Source organism: Pseudomonas sp. GR 6-02 (assembly GCF_001655615.1).
In the GTDB taxonomy this organism is placed as follows: domain Bacteria; phylum Pseudomonadota; class Gammaproteobacteria; order Pseudomonadales; family Pseudomonadaceae; genus Aquipseudomonas.
Map to the genome: position 1 here is coordinate 2606921 of NZ_CP011567.1, position 24221 is coordinate 2631141.

The following is a 24221-nucleotide window of genomic DNA, read 5'->3' on the forward strand; positions in this document are numbered from 1 at the left end:
CCTGGAGAAAGGGGTCGGTCCGAATTGAATGTCAGGTTGTTCAGATCACAAAAAAGCCATGGGTGCCGTCGCGGGCCAACTGCTCTACCAGGCCGAATTCCCAATCCAGATACGCTTGCATCGCTTCATGCGGGTTGTCGGTGCCCTCGTAAGGGCGGCGATAGCGGTCGATGCGCGGCGAAGCCAGATGAGTTTCGCCGTGCTCCAGCGGCAGTTGCGCAGCGATCCAGCTGGCGGTGCCGTCGCGCAGCAGAAACACCGTTTTGCCGGTCAATGCCTCGACCTCGGCGACCGCCAGCCGCGCCAACTGGCTGCTGCCGCAGGTCAGTACATACCGCTGCGCCGGCGGTACCTTGGCCAGGGCTTCACGCAATTGCCCGCGCAATGCCCACCACGCGCCGGGGATATGGCGTTTCACGTAGTTGGCGCTGCTGGTGAAATCCAGCACCACGCTGTCACCCTCGGCCAGCCATTGAGACAGGGTTTCAGCGCTGATTTCCTCTACCTGCGGCGGCGTGGGAACCGGCGCCTTCCACGCACCTTTTTCACTGAAGTGCGCAGGCTGCAAGTCATCCAGCACATGCACCTCCCAACCCAATTGTGCGAGCCATGAGGCCGACATGTTGGCGCGCACGCCATCATCGTCGACCAGCACCAGGCGCGCGCCGCGCACACTGGCGAAGTGGTCGGTTTCCTGCACCAGTTGGCCGCCGGGCGTGGAGCGGGAAGCGGGCAGGTGACCGGCCTCGAATTCTTCCGGGGTGCGTACGTCGAACAGGTAAGTGCTGCGGCTCGGTTCCTGTTGCCAGCGTTGCAGGTCGGCCAGGGTGGCACGGCCCACCAGCGCTTTGTCGGCGACGCGACGGGCATCGCGGGCGGCGACGTGCCGATGCTCTTCGCTGGTCGGCGCGAATCGGCGTGACTGGCCGTGTTCCAGGGTTTGACCGGCGAGGGTCCAGCCGATGGTGCCGTTGCGCAAGGCTGAAACCGGGTTGGCGATGCCGGCGTTGATCAACGACTGCGTGCCGATAATGCTGCGGGTGCGCCCGGCGCAGTTGACGATAATGCGGGTCGCCGGATCCGGCGCCAACTCCCGGGCACGCAGCACTAACTCCGCTCCCGGTACGCTGATGCCGGTGGGAATGCTCATGGTCTGGTATTCATCAAAACGCCGGGCGTCGAGCACCACCACGTCGGCCTCGCTGTCGAGCAACGCTTGAACTTCTTCCGCCGCCAAAGACGGTGTATGACGTTGGCTTTCCACCAGTTCGCCAAAGGCTTTGCTCGGCACATTGACGTCGATGAACAACTCGCCGCCATTGATGCGCCAACCTTCCAGGCCCCCTTTGAGCAGGCTGACATTGATATAGCCCAGGCCCTGCAAGCGCTGCACGGCGATGCTCGCCAGGCCTTCGCCGTTGTCGTAGACCGTCACCGGCGTATCGCGCCGGGGAATCCTCGAGAACACTTCAAGTTCGAGCTTTGACAGCGGAATATTGGCCGCAAACAGTGGGTGCGCTTCGGCGAAGGGCGCTTCTTCGCGCACATCCACTAACGCCAGTTCTTCACGGTTCAACAGTGCCTGGCGGATCTCGGCGTAGGAGCGGGTGAGTGCAGTGCTCATAAGGCTTGGCTCTCTTTGGACACATCCCAGATATTGGGGAGGAGGGTGTTGGAATAACCGGAGATGAACAGTTTCTCGCTGCCATCGGGCTGGTACACCGCGCGGCGCACGGCGCCGATGTTGGCGCCATAGACATGGATGCTGATGGAGACCTGATCGTTGTAGGCGTTGCTGACTTGATGAATGTCGCCGATCCGGGGCGATACGGCTTCGACCTGGCCGGGGAGCAGATGAACCCGGTTGCCCTCGGCCACCAGTGTGCCGTCGGCGTGTCGTTCGAACCCTTGCGAATACTCCGCGCCGCGCAACATGCCGATCAGCCCCCACACCCGATGGTCATGGATCGGCGTGTTTTGCCCCGGCCCCCAGACAAAACTGACGACACTGAAACGCTGCCGTGAGTCGGCATGCAGCAGGTATTGCTGATAGCGCTCCGGGTCTGGTCGGGCAAAGTCTTCAGGCAACCAGTCGTCATGGCTGACCAGTTGGGCGAGCAGTTTGCCGCCACGGTGCAGTAAATCGCCTTCGCGGGGGTTGCTGTCGATCAGTTCCGCCAGGGCACCTATGAATGCTCTGAGTCTCTCTGGGTGTCGGGCTTGGGTCATGGTGATTCCATCGTCCGTGTTGAAAAGTGATGTCATGATTTAAGCATAATGATTTTGCTTAATATGCTATTTTTTAATGATTAGATTATAGCTAAAAGGAATTTAGAACCCTTGTGCATAGCGTTAGACGTTATCGATAGGCGCGCCGGGCTATCCAGATATCACCAATAGAACTATGCTTTTCAGACATCTTATTGACTGTTCTCTATGTGCGGGCCAAATGAAAATTGATGATATCGACGCCTTTGTCGAAGTGATCCGTTGCCAGTCCATCAGCCATGCCGCCGAGTCGCTGCAACTGACTCAACCCGCCATCACACGGCGTGTGCAGAACTTTGAGCAGGCGTTGGGCGTGGAGTTGTTCGACCGCAACACCAAGCCGCTCAAGCCCACGCTGATCGGCACGCGGGTGTACGAGCAGTGCCGTTTGATCCTGCGGGAAATGGATGCCTTGCGCGAACTGGTCGCCACCGACGCGCCGCCCACCGGGCTGTTGCGCCTGGGCGTTCCGCAAACCATCGGCGATGTGGTGCTGCTCGATGCACTCAAGCACCTGCGAATCGAATACCCCGAATTGCGCGCCCAGGTGGCCACGGGGTGGGGCAGTCAATTGGTCGGCAAAATCGAACGCGGTGAACTGGACGCGGCGGCTGCGCTGTTCCCGGCCGGGAAGATTTTCCCCGACAACATTGTCGGTGAGTCGATCGGCAAGATGGAACTGGTGGTGGTGTGCGCCCAGGCGCAATTGCCCAAGCGTCCGTGCAAACTCGCCGACGTTTACCAGAGCGGCTGGATTCTCAACCCTGATGGTTGCGGCTTCCGTGCCGGGCTGCAACGAACCCTGTCGGACCAGGGCCTGGCCCTGCGGGTGAACCTGGAAACGTTCGGTACCGAGTTGCAGCTGGGCCTGGTCGCCGATGGCCTGGGCCTTGGGCTGGTGCCGCGTCCATTGCTGGAGCGCAGTGCCCACCGCGAGCAATTGGCGGTGATGCCGCTCAAGGACTTCAAGCCGCTGATGGACCTGTGGCTGATCTATCCGCATTTTCTCGGCAACCTGCAAGGGCCGGTCGACGCCTTTGGCAAACTGGTTGCCGGGTCGCTGCAGAAGATCAAGAGTGCGGCGTGAGGGGCGTAATGCTGTTTACTAAAGCCGTAATGTGATCTGTAGCAGCTGGCGAAGCCTGCGTTCGGCTGCGCAGCAGTCGTGAATTCGGCTAGTGCGGTCTGCCTGACACACCGCAATCACTGGTTTGACGGCTGCTCCGCAGCCGAACGCAGCCTCGACAGCTGCTACAAAGAATGCGTCGCGGCTGAAATTGCTGAAGTGAACGGCATTAGCGTGAGAGGGGGGATTTATAATAAAAAAAAATAATAATTAGCTTAGATTAAAATGTGCTTTTTATTATTTTTTGCCTTCCCCTAGGCTTGCTGGAGATCCTTAAGGCCATCCAGGAAGTTTTGCCATGAGCAGCGTCAGCCCGTTATCCAGTGTCTCGAAAAATGTTCGCCAGCGCGTCAGCCCCGAAGAGTGGGAGGTGCGTGTGAAACTGGCCGCGGCCTATCGGCTGGCGGCCTTGTTCAAGTGGACTGATCACATCTACACGCACTTCTCCGCAAGGGTGCCGGGCCCCGACGAGCATTTCCTGATCAACGCCTTCGGCTTGTTGTTCGATGAAATCACCGCCTCCAACCTGGTCAAGGTCGACATCGATGGCACCCTCGTCGACGACCCGACCGGGCTCGGTATCAACTACGCCGGTTATGTGATCCACAGCGCCATTCACGGTGCGCGTCCAGACCTGCAAGCGGTTCTGCATACCCACACCCGCGACGGCATCGCCGTGTCCGCCCAGCGCGATGGCCTGCTGCCGATCTCTCAGCATTCCATTGGTTTTTCCGGGCGGGTGGCTTATCACGGTTATGAAGGCATTGCGCTGGACCTGGACGAGCGCGAACGGCTGGTGGCGGATCTGGGTGACAAGAGCGTGTTGATCCTGCGCAATCATGGGTTGTTGACGGCGGGCATCAGCGTCGAGCATGCGTTCCAGCAACTGCATGTGTTGGAGCGGGCCTGCACTATTCAGATCGCGGCACAGGCGGGTGGCAACGCCGAACTGATCTTCCCGCCGGCCGAAGTGGTGGCCAAGGTCGAGAAACAGGCCGAGGTGTTCAAAAGTGGTGACGGGCCGGGTGTTGCCCGGCACTGGAATGCGCTGATTCGGCAGTTGGAGCGCAGCGATACGGCTTATAAAGAGTGATACGAATCCACTTCAAAGGAGAGGGGCCTACCGCAAGGTAAGCCCCTTTTTTGTTTCGCAGAATCGGGGTGGTCAAGCCACTTTTTCCGCTGCTTGCCGTTCACGCTCGGCCACCAATTGGCGGGTCAGTGGGATCAGCCGCTTGCCGTAGTCGATGGCATCGTCGAGCGGGTCGAAGCCGCGAATCAGGAAGGTGGTGATGCCCAGGTCGTAATAGTCGAGCAGGGCTTCGGCGACCTGTTCCGCAGTGCCGACCAGCGACGTCGAATTACCTTGCGCGCCGAGCAGGCCGGCGATGCCGGTCCACAATCGCTTGTCCAGCCGCGAGCCCTGGGCCGCTGCCGCGAGCAGGCGCCGGGAGCCTTCGTTCGGTGGTTCGCGGCGGACAAAACCGTTCTGCTCGGCGAGGGCGGTAGCCTGTTGCAGGATGCGTTCGGCACGCTCCCAGGCTTGCGCTTCGGTGTCCGCCAGAATCGGTCGCAGCGACAGGCTGAAGCGGATGCTACGCCCGTGTTTGGCCGCTTCGGCACGCACCTGGTTCACCACTTCGCGCACCTGTTCGTAGGTTTCACCCCACAGCGCATAAACATCCGCATGTTTGCCCGCCACCGCGATGGCCGCCGCCGATGAGCCGCCGAAGTACAGCGGAATATGCGGCTGTTGCGGCGACTTCACCGCCGAATGCGCGCCTTCGACCTGGTAGTACGTGCCCTGATAGTCGAAGGGCTTTTCACTGGTCCATTCCTGGCGCAGTACATCGAGGTATTCATCGGTGCGCGCATAGCGTTCGTCCTTGCCGATGTAACTGCCGTCGGCCCGCAGTTCGCGGTCGTCGCCGCCAGTGATGATGTGCACCGCGGTGCGTCCGCCATTCAACACGTCGAGGGTGTTGAACTGTCGCGCGGCGAGGGTCGGCGCGGCGAAACCCGGTCGATGGGCGATCAGGAATTTCAGATTCCTGGTCACGCTGGCGGCATGCGAGGCAATCAGCGTGCTGTCCGGGCTGTTGGAGTGGAAGGCCACCAGGGCGCGGTCGAAACCGGCGTCGTCATGGGCGCGGGCGACTTTCTCCACGTACTCCGGTTGCAGGGTGGGGCCACTGCGAGGGTGGATTTCTGAAGAATGATGGCCGCCGATGTAACCGATGAATTCAATACTCATAATGAGTTCCTTGTCGTTGAACGGGCGCGATTAAAGCCTCCACCGGGCAAGGGGTCGGTCTGTGGTATGGAAAGTAGGCGTAGCAGGGCAGGGCTGTGAAATGCCGTTTTGTTCTAAGTTTATTATTAGATTAATTAATCACTTGTTGTTTGATGTATCAGAGATACGCATTCTATTCTGAGTCAGTGGCGCACCCTGCAAAGGACCCGGGCTGAGCCGGTTTACTATGCAAATAATTTATCTGACTGAACGGTGATCTGATTTTTAATCATATTAGGTTATTCCCAAAAAGAATTTCACTGCGGTTTTTTATGCGAATAGCATGAATCCGAAGCAGACGCATGGCGCCTCCAGCCATGTTCTTTATGAGGAAGGAAGCCTGATGACTGAAAAGACTTTCGATACGCCGAGCGCCAGTAGCTCGTTTTCCGTCAATAAGGCCGCTCACCTCACGGGTGATAGCCGGGGGGCTTCAAGGTTGCTCCCCGACGGGTTGCGCAACTGGCGAACACCTGAGGCATTACTGCGATTGATCAGCCCGATTGCGCTGCTGCTGTTGTGGGAACTGGCGTCGCAGTGGGGACTGATTCCGCAACGGGTGATCGCCGCGCCGTCGCAGATTGGCGGCACGCTCTGGGCCATGATCACTTCCGGGGAGCTGGGCAAGCATCTGCTGGTATCCCTGCAACGGGCGCTCGTGGGGTTGAGCATCGGCGTGAGCGTCGGTGTCGTCGCGGCGCTGATTACCGGCCTGTCGAAGCGCGGCGAAGTGATCCTCGATTCGCCGATGCAGATGCTGCGCACCATCCCTTCGCTGGCGCTGGTGCCGCTGTTCATTCTCTGGTTCGGTATCGGCGAGTTCACCAAGATTGCCCTGATCGTGACCGGCACCACCTTTCCGGTGTACCTGAACCTGTTCGCCGGCATTCGCAACATCGATCCCAAACTGATCGAGGCGGCCAACACTCTGGGCCTGAATCGTCGCGAGTTGATCTGGCATGTGATTCTGCCGGGCTCCTTGCCCTCATTCTTCGTCGGCCTGCGTTACTCCCTGGGAATTTCCTGGCTGGCCCTGGTGTTTGTCGAGCAAATCAATACCACCGCCGGCATTGGCTATCTGGCCAGTGATGCGCGGGACTTCATGCGCACCGATGTGATCGTGATCTGCCTGCTGATTTACAGCGTCCTCGGCCTGTTGATCGACGGACTGATTCGTACGCTGGAGCGTTTTGCCCTGGCCTGGCGCCCATCATTTGTGAGGAACTGATATGTCGAGCATCGATCTTTTGGACGCGTCTAAAACCGCCCATTCAGCAGCGCCCGTACAACTGCGCAATGTGGTGCGCCAGTTTGGTCAACAGCGGGTCATCGACGGCCTGGACCTGGACATCGCACCCGGTGAATTCGTCGCGCTGTTGGGGGCCAGCGGTTCGGGCAAGACCACTTTGCTGCGCAGCCTGGCCGGGCTCGACAGCATCGACAGCGGCCAGTTGCGGGTACCCAAGGCACGGGCGGCGGTATTTCAGGAGCCCCGGCTGATGCCCTGGAAGCGTGCCTGGAAGAACGTGATTCTCGGCCTGCACATTCCCGACGCCAAGGCGCGGGCGGTGCAGGCGCTGACCGAAGTGGGCCTGGCCCATCGCCTGGAAGCCTACCCGGCGACGCTCTCCGGCGGCGAAGCACAGCGAGTGGCACTGGCTCGTGGTCTGGTGCGTGAACCGAAGCTGTTGCTGCTCGATGAACCGTTCGCTGCACTCGATGCCTTGACCCGGATTCGCATGCATCGGCTGATCATCGAGCTATGGCGCAAACACACGCCGGCCGTGCTGCTGGTGACCCACGACGTGGATGAAGCGATCCTGCTGGCCGATCGGGTCATCGTGCTGGCCAACGGCAAGATCGCCGAGCAATTGACCATAGACCTGCCGCGGGCCCGGGATACTGGTCAGGAAGGCTTTCAGCAAATCCGCGCGCGTTTGTTGAGCCTGTTGGGGGTTGAAGCGAACGAGCCAGCGATTCAAGCGGCCGGCGCTGTACCAGCAGTGTCGACTGGCAACGTCCGGCGTTTTGCTCATGGCTGATTTTTTGATAAAGGAATTTTTTGCCATGCCAGGACGCATCTGGAAAACCACGGCTGTGCTGTTGTCTGGCGCCGCGCTGTTGCTCGGCGGTTGCGGTGAGACCGTCGAGACAAAGTCCTCATCGGCGGCCCAGTCAGATTTGTCCGGCGTGACGCTGGTGCTGGGCGATCAGGCCAAGGGTTTGCGCACGGTGGTCGAGGCGGCGAATGCGCTGGAGGGCATCGACTACAAGGTGCAGTGGGCCAACTTCCAGGGCGCCGCGCCGCTGTTCGAAGCCCTGCGCGCCGGCGCTGTCGATCTGGGGCCGGCCGGTGATACCCCGGTGCTCGCGGCGGCGACTGGCGGCACGCCGTTGCGGATTGTCGCGGTACGGCGCAGTCAATCGAGAGGGATCGCGATTCTGGTTCCACCGGATTCAACGATTCGCAGCGTTGCGGATTTGAAAGGTCGCAACGTGGTGGTGTCGTCGGCCCGAGGCAGCATTTCCCAGTACCTGCTGATTCGCGCGCTGGCCAATGCCGGGGTCGATGAGAAAGACGTCAACGTCGGCTTCGTCTTGCCGACCGACGCCTTGCCGGCGTTCAACGCCGGGAAAATCGAAGCCTGGGCTACGTTCGGGGTGTATCAGGCATTCGCCGAGCAGAAGGGCGCTCGGGTGCTGATCAGTGGCGAAGGCATCAACACCGGGCTGACGTTTATCACCGCCTCCGATGAAGTGCTGACCGACCCGCTCAAACGCAAGGCACTGAGTGATGTATTGCGGCGCTTCGCCAAGGCGTTCGAATGGGCGCAGCGCAATCCCGACGAGTACGCTCGGGTCTTCGCCAAGGTCAACGACATTCCCCTTGAAGTCTCGCAGACGCTGCGCAGCTGGGGCGATGAGTCGCTGTTGCCGGTTGAACCGCGGGATGTGCAGGCCTTGCAGCAAGTCGATGACTTGTTCGTGGAAAAGAAGATCTTTCCCCATCGTGTTGATGTGGAAAAACTCACCGATACGGCAGTGTTTTCCGCTGCGCCACTGACAGTCACGCAATCGGAACCGTCGCGGTAGTCCGGGTTCTACCTGAAGATTTACAGGAGTCTATCAATGGGCAATGTCCAGAATGCCGCCAGTGCCCTAGAGGTGTTCCGGCACCCACTACCCGGCGGTGAACTGCTCGATCTTGGCCGGGTCTTCCGGGAACCCTTGGCGCTGTCGCGGCAACTCAGCACGCCCAGGCACGTGTTGAGTCGTCGCGAAGCTGTCTTGCTGGGGGTGTTCGCGTTGGTGTTGCATGGCGCGGTGATTGTCTGGGTCAACCAGACCCCGCCGCCGCAACTGCCGGTGGTGCCGCCTGAGATTCCGCCGATGACCATCGAGTTTTCGCAGGCAGCACCTCCGGTGGTACAACCGCCTCCGCCCGAGCCGATTCCACAGCCAGCGGTCGAGCCGCCACCGCCGGTGGAGGACGAATTGGCCGTGAAGCCACCGCCTCCTAAACCGATTCCAAAACCGAAACCTGTGGTTAAGCCAGTGCCCAAACCCGTGGCCAAACCGGTCGAGCAGCCGCCTGCGCCGCCTGCGCCGCCACAACCGGTCGCCGCACTAGCGCCACCCGCACCGCCGCCACCGAAACCGGTGACCCCGGCGTCGGCCAGCGCCGGTTACTTGAAGAACCCGGCACCGGAATACCCGTCGCTGGCGATGCGTCGCGGCTGGGAAGGCACGGTGTTGTTACGGGTGCATGTGTTGGCCAGCGGCAAACCCGGCGAAATCCAGATCCAGAAAAGCAGTGGCCGCGATCAACTCGACGACGCGGCACTGGCCGCGGTCAAGCGCTGGAGTTTCGTCCCGGCCAAGCAGGGTGATGTCGCTCAGGATGGCTGGGTCAGCGTGCCCATCGACTTCAAAATCAAGTAACTCAACCTATCGAAATACGCTGCGGGCCACCTGACAAAAGGCGCATCGCTACAACCGATTTAATGCCTTGTTGGAGAACCTGACCATGAACCTGATCGCATCCCCTTTCGAATCCATCGAACACACTGTCATCTGGCTGTTGATCCTCTTTTCCGTCGCCACCTGGGGCCTGGCTTTGCTCAAGGGCGTGCAGTTCACCCGTCTCAAGACCCAGGATCGCAAATTCCATAAACACTTCTGGGCCGCTTCCAGTCTCGATTCCGCCGCTGAATTGGCCCATGGCCAACCGGGCGCTGCGGCTCGCGTGGCACTGGCCGGTTATGCCGCGATCCAGGTGCCAGAGGGCGCACAAGCCGCCGACTTGAGCCAGGCGATCAACCACCAGGACCGTCTCGAGCGTGCCCTGCGCCAACAGATCGTGCGCGAACGGCGTTCGCTTGAAAGCGGCCTGGCGATCCTCGCCAGTATTGGCAGCACCTCGCCCTTCATCGGCCTGTTCGGCACGGTATGGGGCATCATGTCGGCCTTGAAAGGCATCAGTGCGGCAGGCTCGGCGAGCCTGGAAACCGTGGCTGGGCCGATCGGCGCGGCACTGGTTGCGACGGGCGTAGGTATCGCTGTCGCGGTGCCGGCGGTGCTGGTCTACAACTACTTCCTGCGTCGCCTGAAACTGACCGTCGCCGACCTCGATGACTTCGCCCACGACTTCTACAGCCTGGCGCAGAAAAACGCGTTCCGCGTTCTGTTGCACCCGGTGCTGAGCAAGTCCGGCGCGACCGTCGCCGGACAGCAAGTCAAGGAGGCCTCCTGAAATGGCCTTCTCCACACAAGACAGCGATGAAGTGCTCAGCGAGATCAACGTTACGCCACTGGTGGACGTGATGCTGGTGCTGCTGGTGGTGTTTATCGTCACCGCGCCGCTGCTGACAAACGCGATCCCGATCAACCTGCCGAAGACCGAATCGGTGGCGCCGGTGGAACAGAAAGACCCGCTGGTGGTGAGCATCGATGACAAAGGCAAGGTGTTCATCAACAAGGACGAGATCCAGGCGGATCTGCTCGAGTTCAACCTACAAGCGGCCAAAGCGAAAAATCCCGACGTGCGCGTGCAACTGCAGGCGGACAACGGCGTGAATTATGGCGAAGTAGCGCGGGCGATGGCCTCGATCGAGCGGGCGGGGATTACCAAGTTGTCGGTGATTACGGCGAAATAAGCTTCGGGTTTATTGCATTGGATGTGGGGCGGCGAATTATGGGGGAGGCCGCGTTTGGCGAGCAATCTCCGCTAGCTGCTAGTAAGCGGGCGGTGAATCCATCTTGCTTTTTTATCGTCGTGAGTTCGAAGCTCCGGAGGTAGCCAACAGTGCCTTCCTCAGTCGCGACAAAATGGCTTAAGAAAATCGGTAGTGTGGCAGGGAACGGCCTATGAAGGCCGTCCCCATGCCGATTGTGGCGCAAACCACTTGAGGTCGGTGCTCTCCCGTATTTTCGCCGGTCAACTGCGAGCTTCTTCGGTCAGCTCAAACACCTCTAGTTATCGATTAAAACGCTCGACCAATGAATACTGAGTATTAGCTGTCCGGGTCAATTCCTTGCTTAACTCTGCCGAATGATGGGCCTGCTCCGACGTCTGATCTGCCAGGTGCGCGATGGTGGTGATATTACGGCTGATTTCCTCTGCAACGGCGGTTTGCTCTTCAGTGGCCGCTGCAATCTGGGTTGTCATATCAGTGATGTTGGCTACCGCTTCACTGATACCTACCAACGCTTTGTCTGCCTCAAGCACCCACACCACACCTTCTTCGGCCTGACGGCGACCACTTTCCATCGTCTGCACGGCGTTATCGGAAGACATCTGGAGCTTGGTTATCAGGCCATGGATCTGCGTCGTGGATTCAGAGGTGCGCTGTGCCAACTGACGCACCTCGTCCGCCACCACGGCGAAGCCTCGACCCATATCACCAGCGCGCGCAGCTTCGATCGCGGCATTCAGGGCCAGTAGGTTGGTTTGATCGGCAATGCCTTTGATGACATCGACCACGGTTCCGATTTCATTGCTGTCCTTGGCCAACTGCGCGACCGTCTGCCCGGTTTCGCCAACCACTGCGGACAGTCGCTGGATCGCTTCGCGGGTATCTCGGGCCACATCGCGTCCGCGTCCGGTCAGCAAGTTAGCTTCTTGGGAGGCGTCAGCGGTGCGTTGGACATGGCTGGCAACTTCTTGTGTGGTCGCCGCCATCTGATTGACCGCTGCGGACACTTGTTCGGTCTCGACACGCTGGCGATCAAGACCCCGTGAGCTGTCGGCGGCCAATACGTCGGACCTCCCGGCTAGTCCGCTGAGTTGCTCCGCGGTGTCCTGCAGACGTGTAAGACAGGTCTTCAGGCGCGCGGCCTGGCTCACAAAGGCGGTTTCAAGGCGTGCCTGAGGGCCACACTCGTCGCTGTACATTTTCGCGATCAGTTGATCGGAGGTGGAGGGTTCAGCCATCTGTAGCAAGCGCAATGTCCCCTGCTTTTGCCAGCGCGTGACGATCAGTCCGAGCGGTGCAGAGACAGCTGCGGTGATGGCAATGGCCACGAAGGTGTTGAGTAAGACACCACTCAAAGCCCCCGCCAAGCCCATAACCAGGAATGGCAACCAGCCAAGCAGGGCCGGTTGCCACTTGTCACGCGCGGGGATGGCCGCCTTGCCCTGACTGATGCGCTTGTAGAGGGATTCGGCGCGGTGAACTTGTTCGGCAGTGGGTTTGACCCTGACTGATTCATAGCCAACCACTTGGCTGCCTTCGAAAATCGGTGTGACGTAGGCATTGACCCAGTAATGGTCACCGTTTCTGGAGCGGTTTTTGACAATGCCCATCCACGGGTTACCTTGCTTAAGAGCGCCCCACATATGGGCGAATACGGCAGGAGGCACATCGGGATGGCGGACGATATTTTGCGGTGCGCCAATCAGGTCGGCTCTGTCGAAGCCACTGATTTCTACGAAGGCGTCATTGCAGTAAGTGATGACTCCTCGAGCATCTGTTGTCGAGATGAGTTTCTGTTGAGGTGCAAGCGCGACCTCACGTTGCGTAACGGGTTGGTTGTTCCTCATTCCTGCAGCTCCCTGGGTCCGGTAAAAAAGCCATCGGCAGACGCCAGGAAAATGTGAGTGATTTTTTTAAAATTATATTTAACAACAATGAGTTACATCAATTTTGCTCATTGGAGATCGGGTCCCGAATGGATTTTTTTCCAGGTCCGTCCTCGACATCCAGGTTTACGCAAGGTTGTAGGAATGGCCTTGTCTGGATTACTTGATTGACGTCAACCGCCTGTGTCGGCCTGCGCTGTATTCTGCGCTGAAACCGACTGTTGGTAGCGCAAGGCTTATTGCTCATGACTGAATTGATGCTGACTCACCTCGACTCACTGGGACGCGTGCGAATGGTCGATGTTACGGATAAATGCGTGACGTCCCGAGAAGCCGTGGCTGAGGCATGGGTTCATATGCTTGCCGAGACCCGACAACTGATTGCCAGTGGTGCTCACCCTAAAGGTGATGTATTTGCGGTAGCGCGGATCGCCGGCATTCAGGCGGCCAAACGCACGAGCGAGTTGATTCCGCTCTGTCATCCGCTGCTTCTGAGCAGTGTTAACGTTGAGTTGAGTTTTGAAGGTGACCAACGCGTACGCATTGTTTCTCGGTGCAAGCTGTCCGGACAGACCGGCGTCGAGATGGAGGCACTGACCGCCGCCAGTGTGGCGGCCTTGACCCTGTATGACATGTGCAAGGCCGTGGACCGGGGCATGAGTATCGAATCGGTGCGGCTGTTGGAGAAGCAGGGTGGTAAAAGTGGCTGGTATCAGGCGCCGCAACAATGAAGCTGAATGTTTTGTATTTCTCGCGGTACCGCGAAACGCTTGGCCTTGACGATGAAACGATTGAAGGTGATTTCACTTCTGTCGATCAGTTGCGTCAGCACCTGATACATCGTTCTGGCGTCTGGCAGGTGCTGGCCGAACAGAACCTCATGTGTGCCCGCAATCAGGACATGTGTGGGCTCGATGAGCCGTTGATAGACGGTGATGAAGTGGGTTTTTTCCCAACCGTAACGGGAGGGTGATTCGATGATTCGAGTGCAGACAGAGCGCTTCGAACCCGGCACCGAAATCAATGCCCTGCAGGCTTTGAGCCTGAATGTCGGTGCCGTGGTGAGTTTTGTCGGGTATGTACGTGACACCAACGTCGGACAAGAAGTCGCCGGGATGTTTCTTGAACATTACCCCGGTATGACCGAAAAGGTCCTGGGCAAGATCGCCGACGAAGCCCGGCAGCGCTGGCCGTTGCTCGGACTGGTGCTGATCCATCGAATCGGCGCGCTGCAACCGGGAGACCCCATTGTCTTTGTCGGCGTCAGCAGCAGTCATCGTCAAGCGGCTTTTGATGCCTGTGCGTTTGTAATGGATTACCTGAAAACCCGAGCGCCATTCTGGAAGAAAGAACAGGTGGCCGAGAGTTCCCATTGGGTCGAGGCTCGCCACAGTGATCGCGAGGCGGCGCAACGATGGGAGTGACGTTTCCCTCGCGGTGAGTGGAACGTGTTCAGCTGTATTGAGAGCGAGAATCCCATGCTCTATCCGCTGTTTCTGACGTTGCACCTGTTTGCCGCGATGATTTTCATCGGCACGGTATTCTTCGAAGTCCTGTTCCTTGAAAGTATCCGCAAACAACTGCCGGTCAAGGTCATGTTACTGGTCGAGCAGGGTGTCGGTCGACGTGCACGCACCTTGATTCCATGGGTCTTGCTGGTGTTGTTCGGTGCCGGGTTGGGGATGGTCTGGCTGCGCTATTTACCGGTCCTTGCCACACCAATGGCCTCATCGTTTGGCACGTTGCTGATGTTGAAAATCGTGGTGGCCGTCAGCGTACTGCTGCATTTCCTGGTCGCCATGTTTTTGTTCAAAAGTGGCCGGATGAGTGCTCGATACCTGCATTTCATCCATGGCAGCCTGTTCTGCCACATGGTTGTCATTGTGCTGTTGGCCAAGTGGATGTTTTACCTGACGTGGTGACTGGGCATGCCTGGTGTCCGTTGCGCGACAAGCACTTTGCTCGCGCTTGATGCAAATCAAGGAGCATGGGTCGCCAGGCTCCGACACTGGCGGTCCGCAGCCAGTCTCGGAGACCCGTTATGCTCAATTCGTTTCACAGCCCTGGAGAGCTGAACGTCCGGTGCGATCAAGGCGTGCTCGACCCCAACGGCCATGTCGACACTGAAAAATTTCACGACGGCATCGGCTCTCTGGATTTGCATCGTGCATTGCGCGTCAGCCGTCAGAAGTGCCGTCCGCTGTCGCTGAACGTGCAACTGCCTTCTAACCTCAAGCGTGCCTTGTGGTCCCCTCGCGAAACTTCATGCGAGCACAGTGGTGTCGAACACTATCTTCAGCGTCTGCAACATGAGATCGACCTCGTCGGTTGTCATCTGGGAGCCGGGCAGCGGGTCGAGCAGTTCCATCTGGGGGGCGGAACACCCGCCATCGCCCAACTGAGACGGCTGATGAATCACCTTCGTGGCCGATTCAACTTTCTTGGACATGAGTGCGGTGACTACAGCATAGAAGTGGACCTTCACCATACGGATTGGTCGACCATGGGCATGCTGCGTGACCTGGGGTTCAACCATGTCAGCATCGGCGTTCCGGACATCGGTGCCGACCGTGCGATGTCGGTGGCCTGCTACCAGAATCCGGCACCGATCCATTCGCTTATCGATGCCGCTCGTACCTTCGGCTATCGATCCATCAATGTCGATCTGGGTTATGGCCATACCTGGCAGACGCCAGAAAGTTTTGTGCTGAAACTGGCGACCATCATCGAACTGGAGCCGGACCGGCTGCTGGTGTTTGACTATGCCCGGCCACCCCAACGCTATCGGCCAAAGACTGCAGACACAATCGGGGCGTTTTGCAGCGAGGAAGATAAAGGCGCCATGCGCCGGATCTGCTTTGAACATTTGATCGGCGCCGGTTATCACTACATTGGCCTGGGGCAGTTTGTCCGACCCGATGACGATTTGGCGATTGCTCAGGAGCGCGGTCGATTACGTCGCAATTGTGAGGGGTTTACCCGTCACGGGCATTGCGACCATATCGGGTTCGGTTTGGGCGCTATCAGTCAGATCGACGGTTTGTATGCGCAAAACACCGACGAACTGGAACGGTACCAGCAGCAACTGGACATGGACCAACTGCCGACGAGTCGTGGCTGGCGCTGTGAGGAAGGGGATCAGGTCAGGCACATGGTCATGGAACGCCTGGCGTGTGATCTGGAGCTGGATATCCAGGCAATCGAGAGGCGTCATGGAGTCATTTTTCGCCAGTACTTTTTCACCGCCTGGCCTGTGCTGGAGCAATTGAGCCGTGACGGGTTGATCGAACTGTCTGACCGCTTCATCAGCATTCTTCCGGCCGGTCGGCCGCACGTGGATGCCGTCTGCAACCTGTTTGAAAAGGATTCGGACGGTGCGGGGCATGAACCCCATTACGAATGGATTGATCATGACAACTTCATTTGATTTCAATCGCGCCCTGGTCGAAAAGTATGACCTCCCGGGGCCGCGCTATACCTCTTACCCGACCGCGCCGCAGTTTCATCAGGCATTCGCCGTCGATGACTATCAGCGTGCGGCCTCGGACAGCAACCAGGCGACAACGCCAAAATCGCTGTCGGTGTACATCCACATCCCGTTCTGCAAGAGCCTTTGTTACTACTGCGCCTGCAACAAAATCATTACCCGGAAAACCCACCGCGCCGTCGAGTACCTGACGTACCTCAAGCGCGAAATCGTGATGCAAGCTGCCTTGTTCGACCGCACTCGCAAACTCACGCAACTGCACCTGGGAGGTGGCACGCCGACCTATTTGACCGGCGAGCAACTGGCTGACCTGATGGACTGCCTGCACCAGGCATTCGACATGGATGACAGCGATGACCATGAGTTTTCCATCGAGGTCGACCCTCGCACCATCAGTACGGAGCAGATCCAGTTGTTGCGTCAGTTGGGGTTCAATCGTTTGAGCTTTGGCGTACAGGACTTCGATCCCGATGTGCAGGCTGCGGTCAATCGGCAGCAAAGTGAAGAGCAAATCCATGCGCTGGTCGCTGCGGCACGCCAGGCGCGATTCAAATCGATCAGTGTCGATCTGATTTACGGCCTGCCATTGCAAACCGTGGAGAGTTTCGATGTCACCCTCGGCAAAATCATCGCGCTGCGTCCGGACCGGATTGCCGCCTACAGCTATGCCCATTTGCCGGAGCTGGTGCGCGCGCAACGGCTGATTCGTTTGGCTGACATGCCGCCACCGGAGCGCAAACTGGAATTGCTTGAACTGACTGTCCGTCGTCTGACTGAGGCCGGTTATATCTATATCGGCATGGACCATTTCGCCTTGCCGGACGATGAGTTGGCGCTGGCCCGGGCCAATGGCACGTTGCAACGCAATTTCCAGGGTTATTCCACCCATTCCGACTGCGATTTGATCGGTCTCGGGGTGTCCTCCATCGGCAAGGTCGGCGACAGCTACAGCCAGAGCGTCAAGGAGCTATCGCAGTACTACGCCCGCATTGATCAAGGCTTGTTGCCTGTGCATCGGGGTTACCGGTTGAGCGCCGATGATCGTCTGCGCCGTGAAGTGATCAGCGATCTGATGTGCCACGGCCGGATCGACTTCGGCAAGTTTGAAGCGGGTCATGACATCTGCTTTACCGATTATTTTGCCGATGCGCTGATGCAACTCGACGAGCATGTTCGCGATGGCTTGCTGCAGATTCACAAAGACGCGTTGGTGTTGTTGCCACACGGGTATTTGATGATGCGCAGCGCCGCGATGGCGTTTGATGCCTACTTGGGCTGTGATCAAAAAGGCCGGTTTTCACGTACCGTTTGAAGTCCCCAGTGCTGGCGTCCGCGATGCCAGGAGGAAATGATGAGAACCGAGTTTCAGGATCGTTTGGCGGTGGTCACGGGTGCCAGTTCCGGGATAGGCCTGGCCCTGTGTGCGGCGCTGTTGCCGCGCGGGGTCAAGGTGCTGGCGATGTCACGGAAAATCGGGGAATTGCCGGCCTTGCAGCAGATCTATGGCGAGCGCCTGCAATGGTGTGCCGGTGACGTGACCTGTCAGGATGACCTGCAGGCGCTGGCCCAACGTGCATCGACACTGGGCCAGGTGGATTATCTGGTGCCCAACGCGGGTATCGCCGAAATGGCCGATAGCCTCGACATGCCGGCCTTCCAGCGTCAGTGGGCGGTCAATGGCGCCGGGGCGTTGAATACCCTGGCGGCGTTGCGCGGGGAGTTGGCGAGTCCGGCTTCGGTGGTGTTTGTCGGCAGCTTCCTGACCGGCTCGAGCTTTCCCGGTCTGGCCGCCTGCATTGCCAGCAAGGCCGCGCTGGCGGCGCAGGCGCGCACGTTGGCGGTGGAATTCGCGCGTTATGACGTGCGCATCAATCTGGTCTCCCCGGGGCCGACCGCGACCTCGATGTGGGACAACCTGGGGTTGAGCGACGGGGAACTCGACGACGTTGCCGGCACCCTCGGCAAACGTCTGCTGCCCGGTCATTTCCTCGATGCGTCTGCGGTGGCCAACGTGATTGTTTTTCAGCTGTCTCAAGGCGCGCGGGGTGTTTATGGTCAGGACTGGAAAGTCGATAACGGTTATACCCTGAGCTGAAGAGGTGAACACAAACCCTGTGGCGAGGGAGCTTGCTCCCGCTCGGCTGCGTAGCAGTCGTAAAATCAGCACCTGCGTTTAATCTGAATGTACGCAGTGACTGCTTTTAGGGCCGCTTCGCGCCCCAGCGGGAGCAAGCTCCCTCGCCACAAGTGCGATGTGTATTTCGATGTTCAGACACAAAATCTAGTGCGACGTACCCTCGGCAAACTCGATTTTATTGCCCACGTTGTACTTACCCGACGGCTTGTTCATCGGCAGGCGTTTGACCTCCTTGAGGGTGTTGCTGTCGTAGACGATCAGCGCACCGTCAGTGGCCCAGATACTCAGCAGCAGGTAGCGACCGTCGCGGGTGAATTCGACGTGGGCGGCGGTCTTTCCGGGCATCGGGCGCAGGGTGTGAGCGATTTCCAGGGTCTGTTTGTCGATCAGGTGGATCGCATCGTTGTCGGGGCCGAAGAACACGTCGGTCCAGGCATACCGCGAGTTGACGTGGCTGCGCATGAAGAAGCCCGGCCCCAGGGTCGGTATTTCCTTGAGCAGTTTCCAGGTCTTGAAGTCGATGACCGAGATCAGGCCCTTGCTGATGTTCGGCGTGGCGAACACCCACTCACCGTTACGTTTCCAGTAGGTCCCGGACCCCAGGTGCGGCATGCCCGGCAGTGGAATGTCGGTGACCACCTTGCCACTGTCGAGGTCGATCACCTGACCGCCCTTGGCCGCGCGCGACGTGGCCAGCAGTTGCTTGTAGTCCGGTGAAAAGGAAAAGTCGTCCAGCATATCTTCGGCGTGGATCCGTCGCGGTTCGAAATCCGGTGTGCCGGTGCAGGGCAGTTCCCAGACTTCCTTCACGTCCTTGAGCGCTACGATGAAGCTGTCCCGTGGCGGCGCGGTGTAGACCGCGCTGACCCGTGACGCGGTACCGTCCTGGCCGATCGCCGGAATGGTTTTGACCAATGACAGATCACGGGCATCGAGCACCACCAGGTTGCCAGGCAGGTAGTTGCCCACCAGCACCCATCGGCCGTCCTTGCTCACCGCGAGGTTGCGGGTGTTGAGCCCGGCGCGGACCTCGGCGATCAGTTTCAGGTTATGCAAGTCATACAGGCTGATCCAGCCATCGCGAGAAGCTACGTAGACGAAGCGTCCGTCCGGCGAAAACTTCGGCCCGCCATGCACTGCAAAGTGCGAAGAGAACCGAGCCAGCACTTCAAAGCGGTCGCCGTCGAGGATGTCGATGTGATGATCACCGGCTTCCACCACCACAAACAGGTTCAGGGGATCGGCGCGATGCTGGGGTGTGTCGGGCAGTTTGTTGATATCGGCGAGAATCGAATGACTGCCGCGAATGTCATCGTTGCTCCAGGTGGGTGGGGTGGCGGGTGGTTGCTGGAGGTAGTCCACCAACGCGTCGATCTGCGTGGCGTTGAACACGTTGGCATACCCGCTCATCTGACTCGCGGGACGACCGTCCTGGATCACGCTGCGGATTTCGTCGGGTTTGATCCGGCTCAGGCTTTCCGGCAGCAAGGCCGGTCCCGTACCGCCGAGACGATTGGCGCCATGGCAGCTCTGGCAATGCTGTTGGTAGAGGTTGGCGGCCGCGTCGGAGGGCGGAGTCGCTGCACCGGCGTGAGCCGCACCGATCCATAACAATGGGCCAAGCACCATGCGCATCATATCGCCACCTTGCGCTGGCGTTGCAGCGCTGCGGGGTAAAAGCGCGCCGGGAATTCCTGTTGTTGGGCAGCGAATAGATCGACCACTTTGCCGATCACCGCAAGCGTCGGAATGCCAGGTGGGCATTCCCGCGCCAGGGTCGGCAATTGGTGCAGCCTGCCTCGTGCAACATGCTGGTCGGGACGCGTGCCATTGCTGATCAGCGCCGCCGGTGTCTCGGCGGGCATTCCGGCTTCGATCAAGCGCTGGGCGATAATCCCGAGATTGGATAACCCCATGTAAAACACCAGGGTCTGGCTGCTGTCGACGAGGCTGCTCCAGGGTAATTGCAACTCACCATCGTGCTGCAGGTGCCCGGTGATGAATCGACAGGAGTTGACCAGCTCCCGATGGGTCAGCGGAATGCCAGCGTAAGCGCTACACCCGGAGGCGGCAGTAATACCGGGGACGACCTGGCAGTCAATGTTGCGTTGCAGCAGGTACTCCAGCTCCTCGGCGCCACGGCCGAAGATGAACGGGTCGCCACCTTTGAGCCGGACCACACGCTGCCCCAGATCGGCGAGGTCGGCGAGTAGTTCGTTGATCTGATCCTGAGGCAGGCTGTGGCAGCCGCTGGCCTTGCCGACGTAATGCCGGGCGCAGGTGAGGGGGATCAATGCCAGCAGCTCGGGGCTGATCAGGCGGTCGTAAACCACGGCGTCGGCTTGCATCAACAGGCTCCAGGCGCGCAGGGTCAGCAAGCGTGGATCGCCGGGGCCAGCGCCGACCAGGGCAACTTCGCCCGGTCTGAACGGGGACTCAAGTGCAGCCGGTAAAATAATCGATGGATGCATGGGACGTCCTTGGTACTTCATCAGGTGGGCCGGCCCCATCCTTTGTCAGATGGCTCGCCAGGCGGGTGCTTCAGTGCATGACGCAAGGGATGGTCGGTAAGGGCGACACGCCGATTTCTTCATCGCTGAGGTGGCAACCGGGGTCCTGGCCCCAGAGATCACCTTCGGCCCAGGCGCGGGTGCGGGTATTGCCGTTGCAGATGCTGAGCCAGCGGCATTGGCCACAACGGCCACCCACGGCGCGAGGATGCGCGCGCAGTTGCTGCAACAAGGCGTCCGGGCGGTCCAGCCACAGCGTGCGAAACGGCGTGTGCCGGACATTGCCCACCGAGTGCTGCCACCAATAGGTGTCGGGGTGCACTTCGCCTGTGTTGTCGATGTTGGCGATGCCACCGCCCGAGGCGTTGCCGCCCCAGGCGCGGAGCATGTGTTCCAGGCGCCGGTAATGCTCGGGTAGATGCAGGCCTACCCATTGCAGCAGGAGAATCGCGTCGGCATCGTTGTTGCCGCTGACAAAATCGCTGTCGCGACCGTGCTGGATATCTTCCCAGGCCCGTTCGAAGATCAGCGTCATCGCCTCGCGGCTCATCTGCTGTCGGGCGTCGAGCTGGCGGCTGCGTTTACCGCGACCGCTATAGTTGAGGTGCGACAGATAAAACTTTTGTACGTCGTATTCGCGCATCAGTGCCAGTAATTGCGGCAGCTGCGCATGATTCTCCTGGGTCAGGGTGGTGCGCAGGCCGACGCGAATGCCCTGTTCGCGACAGAGCCGGATCGCCCGCATGGAACTGGCGAAGCTGCCCTTGAGTTGGCGGAACGCATCGTGGGTGGCTTCCAGGCCATCGATGCTGATCCCCACATAGTCGAAATTCGCTGCGCGGATCTGCGCAATGTTCTGCTCATCGATCAATGTGCCGTTGGTGGACAACGCCACAAAGAAACCCTTTGTGCGGGCATAGGCGCTGAGCACAAACAGATCGTCACGCAGCAGGGGTTCACCGCCGGAAAGAATCAATACCTTCACGCCGGCATCGTGCAGATCGTCGATCACCGTCAGCGCGGCGGGCGTATCCAGTTCGTCGCGAAAGACGCTGTCGGCGGACGTGGCGTAGCAGTGTTTGCAGGTCAGGTTGCAGCGCCTGAGCAGGTTCCAGATCACCACCGGCGGCCGGTTGCTGCCCGGTGGGCTGGTTCTGGGGGCGGGCACCTGGCCGGTCAGGGCACGCAGGTATTGGCTGATCCTCAACATGCAACTCTCCTTGAGTCAGGGTGTGTTCAGCGCGAAGCAATAAGCAAACGCAAGCCTGATGCCCGTAGCAGCTGTCGAGCTTGCGAGGCTGCGTTCGGTTCGGGCCGCGATCGGACGCAGCAGTCGTATAACCTGTGTGCAAGGTTTATCTGAAACACCGTATCGCCTGATTTCACGACTGCTTCGCAGCCGAACGCAGGCTTCGCCAGCTGCTACAAGGTATGCGTTGAACTGAGCGGCATTAAACGCACACCGGTTTTTTTCAGGATGCGACTGCTCACCAGCATCTCGTCGGCGACACAGGCGTCGCCCAGCAAGTAGCGCAGGTGTTCGCGGTAACTGTCGATTTCCTCGCGGCTGCGACCGTGCACCATGGCGAACAGGTTGTAGCGCCACGCGGTTCGTCGCGGGCGTCGATAACAGTGGCTGACAAAAGGCTGTGCGCCGATCAGCGCGCCGAGGCGCGGCATGTCGGTGTCGCGCACATCCCAAACGGTCATGCCGTTGTAGCGATAGCCCAGGCGATAGTGGTTGGGGACAGCGGCGATGCGCCGGATCGCGCCCTCGGCCTGCAGGCGCTTGAGCAGATCCAGGGTGGATTCGATGCTCAGGTCCAGCTGTTCGGCGAGCCAGGCCCACGGGTCATCCAGCAGCGGCAAGCCGGCCTGGGTCAGTTCAATCAGCCGGTGCGCCAGGGTGTCTTCAGACCGGGAAGTACAGACCGACATGGTAAGTCTCCTCTTTAGGCAAGTTGAGCAGCGGCAAACCGGTCAGGGTTTCGATGTATTGCAAGGTTTCGGTGACGTCTTGTTCGGTCGCGCAGCCGAGCACGAACCACATGTTCCAGGCGTGTTCGCGTCGATAGTTGTGCGCCACTTCAGGCAGGGCATGCAGTTGCTCGGCGACCTCTTCGAACCGTTCTTCCGGCACGGCCAGCGCCGCGAGGGTGAAGGCGCCACCGAGGCGTTCGATGTCGAACATAGGACCGAAGCGCGTGAGTATTCCTTCACAGAGCAGTTCGTGGAGGCGGTGGAGCAATTCAGGGCTGCTGCTGTCCAGTTCGCTGGCCAGCGCCTGCCAGGGGTTACGCACCAGTGGCAGGCCCAGTTGCAAGCGGTTGATCAACCGACGGTCAAGATCATCCATGGGGCTTGGTTCCCGTTGAGGAGGCGACAAAGCGTCCGCCGCATTGTTTGAAGGCATGGGTGCTGAACAGCAGTTGATGGGGCAGGTCACTCAGCAAGTGTTCTTCCAGCAACGCCTGGATCTGCGCCTCGACCTGCGCGCGTTGGCGTCCGTGAACCATGCAGAACAGGTTGTAGCGCCACTGCGGCAGGCGCCGTGGTCGTTGATAGCAGAGGGTGATACCGGACGCTCGCCCCAGGCGCTGGCCGACTTCGTCGATCAGCGCGTCCGGAACATCCAGCACCAGCATGGCGTTGGCGGTAAAGCCCAGGGCGCGATGGTTGAGCACCAGGCCGACCCGGCGAAACAGCCCCTGTTCGTGCCACTGGTGCATCTGCGCGAGCACCTGGTTTTCGTCGGCGTTTATCCGTTCGGCGAGGGCCTGATAGGGGCGCGAAACACGCGGTAATCCGTCTTCCAGGTGCCTTCGTAAGGCCTGTGTCTGTTCGGGACTCAATCCCGGCTTCATGGGCCTTCTCCCAAGGCAAAACCGAGGTCGATGCGGTAAGCGGTCAACATCGGCAGATCCAGCGGAACAAGGCCGGTTTCGTTCTCAAGTGCTTCGAGAACACGTTCGATGTGGGGGCGATCAGGCCCGGTCAGCACAAACCACAGGTTGTAGAAATGCTCCCGTGCGTAGTTGTGGTTGACCTCGGGATACTGGCTGACGCGCTCGGCGACCTGTTGCAGACGTTCGGCGGGCACGGCGAAGGCGGCGAGGGTGCTGGCCCCGGCGCGGCTGTGTTCGAACACCGGGCCGATGCGTGAGAGGGGGCCGGCCTGAGCCATTTTTTCCAGACAATCCATCACCTGGGCCTCGCGGCAACCGAGAATCCGGGCCATCTCCTTGTAAGGTTCCGGGCACAACGGCATGCCGTGCTGGAAGCGGTCGATCAGTTGGCGGCTGAGCAGGTCGAGGTTCAT

The 24221-nt window shown here is 59.6% G+C and carries 26 protein-coding genes and 1 pseudogene; 15 read left to right on the forward strand and 12 right to left on the reverse strand.

What is annotated here, in order from left to right:
• Nucleotides 1-40 precede the first annotated feature (40 nt).
• Together PGR6_RS11630 and PGR6_RS11635 are read right to left on the reverse strand one after the other, a co-directional pair.
• Nucleotides 41-1624, reverse strand: coding sequence for a rhodanese-related sulfurtransferase (locus tag PGR6_RS11630; RefSeq protein WP_064617184.1), 1584 nt, complete (start codon nucleotides 1622-1624; stop codon nucleotides 41-43).
• Nucleotides 1621-2229, reverse strand: coding sequence for a cysteine dioxygenase (locus PGR6_RS11635; RefSeq protein ID WP_064617186.1), 609 nt, complete (start codon nucleotides 2227-2229; stop codon nucleotides 1621-1623). Before PGR6_RS11635 ends, PGR6_RS11630 begins: the two co-directional genes overlap by 4 nt.
• A gap of 220 nt (nucleotides 2230-2449) precedes the next feature.
• Between PGR6_RS11635 and PGR6_RS11640 the strand changes: the two genes are divergently transcribed.
• Together PGR6_RS11640 and PGR6_RS11645 are read left to right on the forward strand one after the other, a co-directional pair.
• The gene (locus tag PGR6_RS11640; RefSeq protein WP_019578558.1) at nucleotides 2450-3355 is read left to right on the forward strand and encodes a LysR family transcriptional regulator; all 906 of its coding nucleotides are present in this window, start codon (nucleotides 2450-2452) and stop codon (nucleotides 3353-3355) included.
• 337 nt (nucleotides 3356-3692) lie between these two features.
• On the forward strand, nucleotides 3693-4487 hold the full coding sequence (locus PGR6_RS11645) for a class II aldolase/adducin family protein (protein ID WP_019578559.1): 795 nt from the start codon (nucleotides 3693-3695) through the stop codon (nucleotides 4485-4487).
• Nucleotides 4488-4559: 72 nt separating this feature from the next.
• Here the strand turns inward: PGR6_RS11645 and PGR6_RS11650 are convergent, their stop codons facing one another.
• Nucleotides 4560-5648: an LLM class flavin-dependent oxidoreductase gene (locus PGR6_RS11650; RefSeq protein ID WP_064617188.1), complete on the reverse strand. Its 1089-nt coding sequence runs from the start codon at nucleotides 5646-5648 to the stop codon at nucleotides 4560-4562.
• A 382-nt stretch (nucleotides 5649-6030) separates the two neighbouring features.
• Here PGR6_RS11650 and PGR6_RS11655 point away from each other — a divergent pair, with 382 nt between their 5' ends.
• The 6 genes from PGR6_RS11655 (at nucleotide 6031) to PGR6_RS11680 (ending at nucleotide 10843) form a co-directional block, all read left to right on the forward strand.
• The gene (locus PGR6_RS11655) at nucleotides 6031-6915 is read left to right on the forward strand and encodes an ABC transporter permease (RefSeq protein ID WP_064617190.1); all 885 of its coding nucleotides are present in this window, start codon (nucleotides 6031-6033) and stop codon (nucleotides 6913-6915) included.
• Nucleotide 6916: 1 nt separating this feature from the next.
• A complete protein-coding gene (locus tag PGR6_RS11660) occupies nucleotides 6917-7729 on the forward strand; it encodes an ABC transporter ATP-binding protein (protein ID WP_019578562.1) in 813 nt (270 codons plus the stop codon).
• Between the two features lie 25 nt (nucleotides 7730-7754).
• Nucleotides 7755-8780 (forward strand): ABC transporter substrate-binding protein, encoded by a 1026-nt coding sequence (locus PGR6_RS11665; protein ID WP_019578563.1) that lies wholly within the window; start codon nucleotides 7755-7757, stop codon nucleotides 8778-8780.
• A 36-nt stretch (nucleotides 8781-8816) separates the two neighbouring features.
• On the forward strand, nucleotides 8817-9629 hold the full coding sequence (locus PGR6_RS11670; protein WP_064617192.1) for an energy transducer TonB: 813 nt from the start codon (nucleotides 8817-8819) through the stop codon (nucleotides 9627-9629).
• Between the two features lie 85 nt (nucleotides 9630-9714).
• Nucleotides 9715-10440 carry a MotA/TolQ/ExbB proton channel family protein gene (locus PGR6_RS11675; protein ID WP_019649103.1) on the forward strand — a complete coding sequence of 242 codons (726 nt, stop codon included), beginning with the start codon at nucleotides 9715-9717 and terminating at the stop codon, nucleotides 10438-10440.
• A 1-nt stretch (nucleotide 10441) separates the two neighbouring features.
• A complete protein-coding gene (locus PGR6_RS11680) occupies nucleotides 10442-10843 on the forward strand; it encodes an ExbD/TolR family protein (RefSeq protein ID WP_019578566.1) in 402 nt (133 codons plus the stop codon).
• A gap of 320 nt (nucleotides 10844-11163) precedes the next feature.
• Here the strand turns inward: PGR6_RS11680 and PGR6_RS11685 are convergent, their stop codons facing one another.
• Nucleotides 11164-12237 (reverse strand): methyl-accepting chemotaxis protein, encoded by a 1074-nt coding sequence (locus PGR6_RS11685; protein ID WP_419554981.1) that lies wholly within the window; start codon nucleotides 12235-12237, stop codon nucleotides 11164-11166.
• Between the two features lie 219 nt (nucleotides 12238-12456).
• Nucleotides 12457-12729, reverse strand: a pseudogene (locus tag PGR6_RS30715) (PAS domain-containing protein); the annotation flags it as partial.
• A 296-nt stretch (nucleotides 12730-13025) separates the two neighbouring features.
• On the opposite strand from PGR6_RS30715, the gene moaC reads away from it, so the two are divergent.
• The 7 genes from moaC to PGR6_RS11720 all read left to right on the forward strand — a co-directional run bounded on the left by moaC (nucleotide 13026) and on the right by PGR6_RS11720 (nucleotide 18350).
• Entirely contained in the window at nucleotides 13026-13499 is a 474-nt protein-coding gene (moaC, locus tag PGR6_RS11690; RefSeq protein WP_026286545.1) for a cyclic pyranopterin monophosphate synthase MoaC, read from the forward strand.
• Complete coding sequence (locus tag PGR6_RS11695) at nucleotides 13496-13741, forward strand: MoaD/ThiS family protein (protein WP_018927765.1); 246 nt, start codon at nucleotides 13496-13498, stop codon at nucleotides 13739-13741. The genes moaC and PGR6_RS11695 overlap by 4 nt, the downstream gene beginning before the upstream one ends.
• 4 nt (nucleotides 13742-13745) lie before the next feature.
• Nucleotides 13746-14192, forward strand: a complete 447-nt coding sequence (moaE, locus tag PGR6_RS11700; RefSeq protein WP_018927766.1) for a molybdopterin synthase catalytic subunit MoaE — start codon at nucleotides 13746-13748, stop codon at nucleotides 14190-14192.
• A 54-nt stretch (nucleotides 14193-14246) separates the two neighbouring features.
• Nucleotides 14247-14690 (forward strand): CopD family copper resistance protein, encoded by a 444-nt coding sequence (locus tag PGR6_RS11705; protein ID WP_018927767.1) that lies wholly within the window; start codon nucleotides 14247-14249, stop codon nucleotides 14688-14690.
• Between the two features lie 119 nt (nucleotides 14691-14809).
• Nucleotides 14810-16195, forward strand: coding sequence for a coproporphyrinogen III oxidase (locus PGR6_RS11710; RefSeq protein ID WP_064617194.1), 1386 nt, complete (start codon nucleotides 14810-14812; stop codon nucleotides 16193-16195).
• Complete coding sequence (gene hemN / locus PGR6_RS11715) at nucleotides 16179-17567, forward strand: oxygen-independent coproporphyrinogen III oxidase (RefSeq protein WP_064617197.1); 1389 nt, start codon at nucleotides 16179-16181, stop codon at nucleotides 17565-17567. Before PGR6_RS11710 ends, hemN begins: the two co-directional genes overlap by 17 nt.
• A gap of 39 nt (nucleotides 17568-17606) precedes the next feature.
• Nucleotides 17607-18350, forward strand: coding sequence for an SDR family NAD(P)-dependent oxidoreductase (locus tag PGR6_RS11720; RefSeq protein WP_018927772.1), 744 nt, complete (start codon nucleotides 17607-17609; stop codon nucleotides 18348-18350).
• 186 nt (nucleotides 18351-18536) lie between these two features.
• Here the strand turns inward: PGR6_RS11720 and PGR6_RS11725 are convergent, their stop codons facing one another.
• The 7 genes from PGR6_RS11725 to PGR6_RS11755 form a co-directional block, all read right to left on the reverse strand.
• Nucleotides 18537-20030 (reverse strand): cytochrome D1 domain-containing protein, encoded by a 1494-nt coding sequence (locus tag PGR6_RS11725; protein ID WP_064617199.1) that lies wholly within the window; start codon nucleotides 20028-20030, stop codon nucleotides 18537-18539.
• Complete coding sequence (cobA, locus tag PGR6_RS11730) at nucleotides 20027-20863, reverse strand: uroporphyrinogen-III C-methyltransferase (RefSeq protein ID WP_018927774.1); 837 nt, start codon at nucleotides 20861-20863, stop codon at nucleotides 20027-20029. Before cobA ends, PGR6_RS11725 begins: the two co-directional genes overlap by 4 nt.
• Before the next feature lie 70 nt (nucleotides 20864-20933).
• Nucleotides 20934-22112, reverse strand: a complete 1179-nt coding sequence (gene nirJ / locus PGR6_RS11735) for a heme d1 biosynthesis radical SAM protein NirJ (protein ID WP_064617201.1) — start codon at nucleotides 22110-22112, stop codon at nucleotides 20934-20936.
• Between the two features lie 212 nt (nucleotides 22113-22324).
• Entirely contained in the window at nucleotides 22325-22840 is a 516-nt protein-coding gene (gene ahbB, locus PGR6_RS11740) for a siroheme decarboxylase subunit beta (protein ID WP_018927776.1), read from the reverse strand.
• Nucleotides 22815-23258, reverse strand: a complete 444-nt coding sequence (locus tag PGR6_RS11745; protein ID WP_064617203.1) for an Lrp/AsnC family transcriptional regulator — start codon at nucleotides 23256-23258, stop codon at nucleotides 22815-22817. Before PGR6_RS11745 ends, ahbB (PGR6_RS11740) begins: the two co-directional genes overlap by 26 nt.
• Nucleotides 23251-23766, reverse strand: a complete 516-nt coding sequence (ahbB, locus tag PGR6_RS11750; RefSeq protein WP_064617205.1) for a siroheme decarboxylase subunit beta — start codon at nucleotides 23764-23766, stop codon at nucleotides 23251-23253. The genes PGR6_RS11745 and ahbB (PGR6_RS11750) overlap by 8 nt, the downstream gene beginning before the upstream one ends.
• Nucleotides 23763-24221, reverse strand: a complete 459-nt coding sequence (locus tag PGR6_RS11755; protein WP_064617206.1) for an Lrp/AsnC family transcriptional regulator — start codon at nucleotides 24219-24221, stop codon at nucleotides 23763-23765. Before PGR6_RS11755 ends, ahbB (PGR6_RS11750) begins: the two co-directional genes overlap by 4 nt.